Raw genomic sequence first — 7561 nt, 5'->3', positions numbered from 1 at the left:
GTAACCACCGGTGTCGCCGGACAGCGACTGGTCCTTGAAGCCACGCACCGAGCTGAGGCCACCGATGCTGATGCGCTGCGGGCTGAACAACACGTCCTCGCTCTTCTGGCCGTAGGCCAGGCTGTCGAAGCTGAAGGACTCGCCCCACAGCGCGAAGGGCTGCAGGTAGCTCAGGGCCAGGGTGTATTTGTTGTAACGCGCCACCGGCTGGCTGCCCTGTGGGTCACCGGCGCGCTGGGCGTCGAAGGCACCGATACCGCGCTGCCAGCCGAGATCAGCGTTGACGAAGGCACTGCCGATACGGCGGCCATGGTTGAAGCCCAGCTGCGCCTCGGACAGGCGCGTGCTGGAGGTGTCGATGCGGTTGCCGAGAATGAAGTTGTTGCTGCGCTGGTGGCTGACGCCGAGGTTGAAGGCGGTCTTGCTGACGCTGTCGCGGTGTAGCACACGCTCGCCGCGAAGGGCGTGGGTCTTGCTGTCGCCATCCTGGTCGAAGAGAAAACCACCACCATCGCTCTGCATGCGGTAGTAGATCTGGCTGTAGCTGTAGCTGAAGTTCCACCAGCCGTAGGGCATCTGGTAGATCAGGCTCTGGCTGTGGGAGTGACGGTAGCTGTCGCTCACCGCATCGCGATTGGCGCGCAGGCTGAGCTGGTCGGCCAGACCAAGCGGGCTGTCCCAGTCGAAGCTCAGGCCCCACTGTTGCTCGCCGGTGCTTTTCTGGCCGTCGTTGTGGCGGTTGAGCCCGGCACGCCAGGGTTTGTCGCGCTGGCCTTGCAAGCGGACGCGGCTGCCGCCTACCTCTTCGCCCGGCACCAGCTCCAGCTGGGCCTGGCGCGACGGCAAGCGGTTGAGCTGGTCGACCAGTTGCTCCAGTTCGCGCAGGTCCAGCACTTCGCCGGGCTGGCCGGGGAAACCCATGGTCAGTTCACGATCACTGGCCAACTCGGAGCTGTCCAGCCCTTCCAGGCGGCCTTCGACCACGATGACCCGTAGCTCGCCCGAGGACAGATCCTGCTGCGGTAGATAGGCGCGCGAGGTCACGTAGCCCCGGTCGATATAGAACTGGGTGATGGCCTTGAGCAGCTCGTTGAGCTGACCAACGCCCAAACACTCGCCAGCGAAACGCTGCAGAATGGCCTGCTGGTCGTCCTCAGCGAGGAGAGTGGCACCTTCCAGGCGGATCTGCTCGATGTCGAAGCAGCGTTCGTCTTCGACGGGGGCGGTTTGCAGTTGAGGCGTTTCACCTGGGAGTTGCTGCAACTCGTCGAGGCGGCGTTGCTGCTCCTGCAACAGGCGCTCCTGGCGCTCGCGGATCAGCTCACGGTCGCCCGGCGTCTGCGCCAGCGCGATAGCGGGAAGGGATAAGCACAGCCATATGGCCAAAGGGCTAATACGAGAAAGCATGCCTTCAGTCCTTTGAATAGCAGAAAAACGGCGATAGAGAATCGGCGGGAATTAGACCACCTGGTCTTCAGCCATCAAATGGCTAAAAAATGAACAACTTCACGTTTGGGGACATCGATCCGAACGGATCGACAAGCGGCGGCTGAAGATGAGACGTACTGCCCCTTTGCGCAGCGGTGCCTCGTCGCGAACAAGGGGAGCGCGAACTCGAAAACATGCCGGAAGCAATTTTTGCCTCCGCCCTGTGATGGCCTGAAGTGTTGCCGCCAGGAGGGCGAGCAACGAAAGCTTCGCCCCGGGGCGGGGCTCCTACGAAAGGCGGCGTTGGCGTAATGCGGTCAATCGCTCGAACACGGTCGGTCCCCTCGCCCCTCTGGGGAGAGGGCTAGGGGGAGAGGTGAATGGCCATTTCGCCGATATTTCAGCCCTCTCCCCCGGCCCCTCTCCCGCAAGCGGGAAAGGGGAGCCAAACGCGTACGGCCTTAACTGACAGGCGCTAGGCTTTGGCAACCTTATCTGATCGCCATTGACCCTTAGCGCGGCGCGTAGGCGAATACGTCGGCGCGCATCTGGTGAGCGTCCATGCCGGCTTCGACCAGCGCATCGAGCGTGGCGTAGACCATCGCCGGTGAGCCGCTGGCGTAGACGTGCAGCGACTTGAGATCGGGGAAGTCTTCGCGCACCGCTTCGTGCAGCAAGCCGCAACGACCCTGCCAGCCACACTGGTCGCTGACCACCTGATGCAGGTGCAGGTTATCCAGCTGTTGCCACTCGGCCCAATGTGGCAGCTCGTAGAAATCCTCGGGCCGACGCGCGCCCCAGTACAGGTGCACCGGATGGGCAAAACCCGCCGCGCGGCAGTGCTCGATCAGGCTGTGCATCTGGCCCATGCCGGTGCCGGCGGCGATCAGCACCAGCGGTCCATCGGGTAGGTCGGCGAGGTGCGTGTCACCATAGGGCATCTGCACGCGAGCCATGCCGGTTGCGCGCAGGTGCTCCAGCAGCGCGATGCTGCTGTCTTCACGAGCGAGGATGTGCAGCTCCAGCTCACGCCCGGCGTGCGGCGCCGAAGCCAGGGAGAACGCCGCCATCTCGCCATCCGGGCGCTGCAGCAACAGGTACTGCCCGGCGTGATAGCGCGGCACCTTGCCGGCCGGGGTGCGCAGGCGCACGCGGAACACGTCGCCGCCAACGGCCTGGCACTCGCTCACCTGGCAGCCCAGCTCGCGCACCGGCAATTCTCCCGGCGCCAGCACGCCGTCCCAGTGCAGCACACAATCTTCCAGCGGCTCAGCCAGACAGGTGAACAGCTCGCCATGATCCAGCTCGATGCCGTTCTGCCGCACGCGCCCCTCCACCAGCAGCGCAGCGCAGATATGGCAGTTGCCATTGCGGCAACTCTGCGGGCAGTCGTAGCCCAGGCGCCGAGCACCATCGAGAATACGTTCGCCCGGCTGCAGCGCGAGGGTGACACCGGAAGGTTGCAGGGTGACTCTCAAACCTAAGCTCTCTCGTTGGTGCATTGCTATTGGTACGTTGCGTTGCTTTTGTAGGAGCGAGCATCGCGATGCGAAGCTTTTGCTGTTATCCAGGTTCGCGAGCAGAGCTCGCTCCCACACACAGACTCAGATTCCCAGACTGGCCCAAAGCTCATCTACCCGCGCCACCACGGCCGGGTCCTTCTCGATGGCGCGGCCCCACTCGCGCGTGGTTTCCCCCGGCCATTTGTGGGTGGCGTCCAGGCCCATCTTCGAGCCGAGGCCGGAGATCGGCGAGGCGAAGTCGAGGTAGTCGATCGGCGTGTTGTCGATCATCACCGTGTCGCGCTTGGGGTCCATGCGCGTGGTAATCGCCCAGATCACGTCATTCCAGTCCCGTGCGTTGATGTCGTCGTCGGTGACGATAACGAACTTGGTGTACATGAACTGTCGCAGGAACGACCACACACCGAGCATTACGCGCTTGGCGTGGCCCGGGTACTGCTTCTTCATGGTCACCACCGCCATGCGGTAGGAACAGCCTTCCGGTGGCAGGTAGAAGTCGGTGATCTCGGGGAACTGCTTTTGCAGGATCGGCACGAACACTTCGTTCAGCGCCACGCCGAGAATCGCCGGCTCATCCGGCGGCCGGCCGGTGTAGGTGCTGTGGTAGATCGGATCGCGGCGACGGGTGATGCGCTCGACGGTGAACACCGGGAAGGTGTCGACTTCGTTGTAGTAGCCGGTGTGGTCGCCGTAAGGGCCTTCCGGCGCGGTCTCGCCCGGATGGATCACGCCCTCCAGGACGATCTCGGCACTGGCCGGCACCTGCAGATCACTGCCGCGCGCCTTGATCAGCTCGGTGCGATGACCGCGCAACAGCCCGGCGAAAGCATATTCGGAGAGGGTGTCCGGTACCGGCGTCACGGCGCCGAGGATGGTGGCCGGATCGGCGCCAAGCGCGACGCAGACGGGGTAGGGCTTGTCCGGGTACTTCTGGCACCACTCCCGGTAATCCAGCGCGCCGCCACGGTGACTGAGCCAACGCATGATCACCTTGTTGCGGCCGATCACCTGCTGGCGATAGATACCGAGGTTCTGCCGCTCCTTGTTCGGGCCCTTGGTGATGGTCAGGCCCCAGGTGATCAGCGGCGCCACGTCGCCCGGCCAGCAGTGCTGGATCGGCAGCTTGCTCAGGTCGACGTCATCGCCTTCCTCGATCACCTCATGGCAAGGCGCGTCCTTGACCACCTTGGGTGCCATGGAAATGACCTTCTTGAAGATCGGCAGCTTGCTCCAGGCATCCTTGAGGCCCTTGGGTGGCTCGGGCTCCTTGAGAAAGGCCAGCAGCTTACCGATCTCGCGCAGTTCGGACACCTCCTCGGCGCCCATGCCCAGTGCCACCCGTTTGGGCGTGCCGAACAGGTTGCCGAGTACTGGCACATCGAAGCCGGTGGGCTTTTCGAACAGCAGCGCCGGGCCGCCCTTGCGCAGGGTGCGGTCGCAGATTTCGGTCATTTCCAGGATCGGCGATACCGGGGTCTGGATACGCTTGAGTTCACCGCGCTTTTCCAGTTCACGGATGAAATCGCGCAGGTCGCGATACTGCATGCAGGAGCCTCGTGTCGGACAGGCAAGAGTCGGCCGCAAAGTTTAGCGCCGAAGTCGGACTTTCAGAAGCGCCCATGTAAAGTGACGGACAGTAAAAGGCCGGGTTTCCCCGGCCTTTTGGCAAGCCACAACGCTTATTTGCGTTTCATCGACAGGAAGAACTCGTCGTTGGTTTTAGTGGCCTTGAGCTTGTCGATAAGGAACTCGATGGCGGCGATCTCATCCATCGGGTGCAGCAGCTTGCGCAGAATCCACATGCGCGACAGCTCTTCCTCACCGGTCAGCAGCTCTTCGCGACGGGTGCCGGACTTGTTGATGTTGATCGCCGGGAAGGTACGCTTCTCGGCCACACGGCGGTCGAGGATCAACTCCATGTTGCCGGTACCCTTGAATTCCTCGTAGATCACTTCGTCCATCTTCGAGCCGGTTTCCACCAGCGCGGTGGCGATGATGGTCAGCGAACCGCCTTCTTCGATGTTACGTGCGGCACCGAAGAAGCGCTTCGGCTTCTCCAGGGCGTGGGCATCGACACCACCGGTCAGCACCTTGCCGGAGCTCGGGATAACGGTGTTGTAGGCGCGCGCCAGACGGGTGATGGAGTCGAGCAGAATGACCACATCCTTCTTGTGCTCGACCAGGCGCTTGGCCTTCTCGATCACCATCTCGGCAACCTGCACGTGACGAGTCGGCGGCTCGTCGAAGGTCGAGGCAACCACTTCGCCGCGCACGGTGCGCTGCATTTCGGTCACTTCTTCCGGGCGCTCGTCGATCAGCAGAACGATCAGGTGGCACTCGGGGTTGTTGCGGGTGATGTTCGAGGCGATGTTCTGCAGCATGATGGTCTTGCCCGCTTTCGGCGGGGCGACGATCAGGCCGCGCTGGCCCTTGCCAATCGGCGCGCAGAGGTCGATCACGCGGCCGGTGATGTCCTCGGTGGAGCCGTTGCCGGCTTCCATGGTCAGGCGCTTGTTGGGGAACAGCGGCGTGAGGTTTTCGAACAGGATCTTGTTCTTGGCGTTTTCCGGGCGGTCGAAGTTGATGCTGTCGACCTTGAGCAGGGCGAAGTAACGCTCGCCTTCTTTCGGCGGGCGGATCTTGCCGACGATGGTGTCACCGGTACGCAGGTTGAAACGGCGGATCTGGCTGGGCGAGACGTAGATGTCGTCAGGGCCGGCCAGGTAGGAAGAGTCGGCGCTACGCAGGAAGCCGAAACCGTCCTGGAGGATCTCCAGCACGCCGTCACCGGAAATTTCCTCGCCGCTTTTGGCATGCTTTTTCAGCAGGGCGAAGATGATGTCCTGCTTGCGCGAACGAGCCATGTTTTCCAGGCCCATCTGTTCGGCCATGTCCAGCAGTTCGGCAATCGGCTTTTGCTTGAGTTCGGTCAGATTCATAGGAATGACGTGATCATCGAGAGGAGAAGAAAGCTGTTAGCTTGAGAGGCCGCGCCGCAGAGAAGGCGACAGGATCGCGAACGAGTTCGTATAGGAATGAATCGGCGACGGCGTGCAGAGAGCTGCATGGAGGATGCAGCGGGGTCGAATTTAACACCGTGAAAAAACAGCGTCTAGCCCTGAAAACGAAAAACCCCCGCAAATAGCGAGGGTTTCTTGCAGAGCGGTAGGGTGGGCTTCAGCCCACCGCCACGCCAACTGCGACCAGCTTGGTGGGCTAAAGCCCACCCTACTTCTTAGATATTGCTGTCGAGGAACGCAGCCAGTTGCGACTTGGACAGCGCGCCGACCTTGGTCGCTTCGACGTTGCCGTTCTTGAACAGCATCAGGGTCGGGATACCACGCACGCCGTACTTCGGCGGGGTTTCCTGATTCTCGTCGATGTTCAGTTTGCAGATCTTCAGCTTGCCTTGGTATTCCTTGGCGATCTCGTCGAGCACCGGCGCGATCATCTTGCACGGGCCGCACCACTCAGCCCAATAGTCGACCAGAACCGGACCTTCAGCCTGGATGACGTCCTGGTCGAAGCTGGCGTCGCTGACGTTGGTGATGAATTCGCTCATGATGAGTCTCCGTGTATTCGGAAGCAAAATTTGCCGGGAGGAATTTTTGACGTCGCTGGCGACGGCCCGATGGGCTGCTGCCAAGGATGGCTGGCAACCAAAAAGTGGCGACATCATAGCCCGGCTTGCCTGACACCGAAAGGCGCTGGCGATTGAGCCACTCAATAGTTTCAATCACCAAGCGTGATGAAGGCGATTCCCGTGCGCAGCGCTGCCGCGCGGATGTGCTGTTGCATGGCCTTTTGCGCCGGCCCGGCGGCATGCCGCGCCAGGGCCTTGAGGATCTTGCGGTGCTCCTGCCAGGTCTCCATCGCTCGCTCCGGGCGGATGAACGGCAGCTTCTGACTCTCCAGAAAGATATCGGCGCTGGAGGTGACCAGGGCGAACATCGCCTGGTTGCCACTGGCGGCGAGGATGCGCTGGTGGAACTCGAAATCCAGTCGACTCGCCTGCTCGAAATCGCCGGCACGCAGCTCGCGGCGCATCTGTTCGACGTTGTCTTCGAGGATATCCAGCTCCTCGGCCGTCATCACGCCAGCCGCCAGGCCGCAGGCGAAGCCCTCCAGGGCGAAGCGCAGTTGGAAGGTATCGGCCGCCGACACCTGCGCGCCGAAGGGCCAGGCGAACGCATGAACCGCCTCTGCCTTTGCCGCCTGCTGAACGAACACGCCCTTGCCGGCCTGCACACTGATCAGCCCCAGCGCACTGAGCGAGGACAGCGCCTCGCGCAAGGACGCGCGACTGACGCCGAGGCGCTCGGCCAGATCGCGCTGCGACGGCAGCGCATCGCCGGGGCGATAGCACTCCTCCTCGATCAGACGGCGGATCGCCTGCAGGGCGTACTCGGGTACCGCGCGGGGAGCAGAAGCATTCATGACTGTTCGGGCCGGTCAGTCCAGTGAAGCCGTCTTTGTACGGCCAGAACACCATTCCAGGCAAGCGATGCCCCCTTGTGGAACAGCCCGCCGCGCGGACGCACCGAGATGGCTCAGGAAAACTTCTGACCACTTGATCAGTTCCGCCAACTGTTCAGACCAGTAAGACCTTG

The 7561-nt window shown here is 62.5% G+C and carries 6 protein-coding genes; all 6 read right to left on the bottom strand.

The window, feature by feature from the left end:
• On the bottom strand, window positions 1-1407 hold a 1407-nt coding region (locus BLR77_RS11680), incomplete at its 3' end, for a ShlB/FhaC/HecB family hemolysin secretion/activation protein (RefSeq protein ID WP_139202950.1).
• Window positions 1408-1940: 533 nt separating this feature from the next.
• Complete coding sequence (locus BLR77_RS11675) at window positions 1941-2906, bottom strand: CDP-6-deoxy-delta-3,4-glucoseen reductase (protein ID WP_074677906.1); 966 nt, start codon at window positions 2904-2906, stop codon at window positions 1941-1943.
• Between the two features lie 126 nt (window positions 2907-3032).
• Window positions 3033-4496, bottom strand: coding sequence for a 4-hydroxy-3-polyprenylbenzoate decarboxylase (gene ubiD / locus BLR77_RS11670; RefSeq protein WP_074677904.1), 1464 nt, complete (start codon window positions 4494-4496; stop codon window positions 3033-3035).
• A gap of 134 nt (window positions 4497-4630) precedes the next feature.
• Complete coding sequence (gene rho, locus BLR77_RS11665; RefSeq protein ID WP_074677902.1) at window positions 4631-5890, bottom strand: transcription termination factor Rho; 1260 nt, start codon at window positions 5888-5890, stop codon at window positions 4631-4633.
• A gap of 296 nt (window positions 5891-6186) precedes the next feature.
• The gene (gene trxA, locus BLR77_RS11660) at window positions 6187-6513 is read right to left on the bottom strand and encodes a thioredoxin TrxA (protein ID WP_003458627.1); all 327 of its coding nucleotides are present in this window, start codon (window positions 6511-6513) and stop codon (window positions 6187-6189) included.
• 170 nt (window positions 6514-6683) lie between these two features.
• Window positions 6684-7388 (bottom strand): FadR/GntR family transcriptional regulator, encoded by a 705-nt coding sequence (locus tag BLR77_RS11655; RefSeq protein WP_074677900.1) that lies wholly within the window; start codon window positions 7386-7388, stop codon window positions 6684-6686.
• Window positions 7389-7561: the final 173 nt, after the last annotated feature.

Source organism: Ectopseudomonas alcaliphila (assembly GCF_900101755.1).
Taxonomy (GTDB): Bacteria; Pseudomonadota; Gammaproteobacteria; order Pseudomonadales; family Pseudomonadaceae; genus Aquipseudomonas; species Aquipseudomonas alcaliphila.
The sequence above is the reverse complement of the archived record's forward strand: the minus strand, read 5'-3'. Positions and strand labels throughout refer to the sequence as shown.

Excerpts from the sequence above, each read along its gene's own strand:
- BLR77_RS11655 (WP_074677900.1), bottom strand. The coding sequence starts at position 7,388 with ATGAATGCTTCTGCTCCCCGCGCGGTACCCGAGTACGCCCTGCAGGCG.
- rho (WP_074677902.1), bottom strand. The coding sequence starts at position 5,890 with ATGAATCTGACCGAACTCAAGCAAAAGCCGATTGCCGAACTGCTGGAC.
- trxA (WP_003458627.1), bottom strand. The coding sequence starts at position 6,513 with ATGAGCGAATTCATCACCAACGTCAGCGACGCCAGCTTCGACCAGGAC.
- ubiD (WP_074677904.1), bottom strand. The coding sequence starts at position 4,496 with ATGCAGTATCGCGACCTGCGCGATTTCATCCGTGAACTGGAAAAGCGC.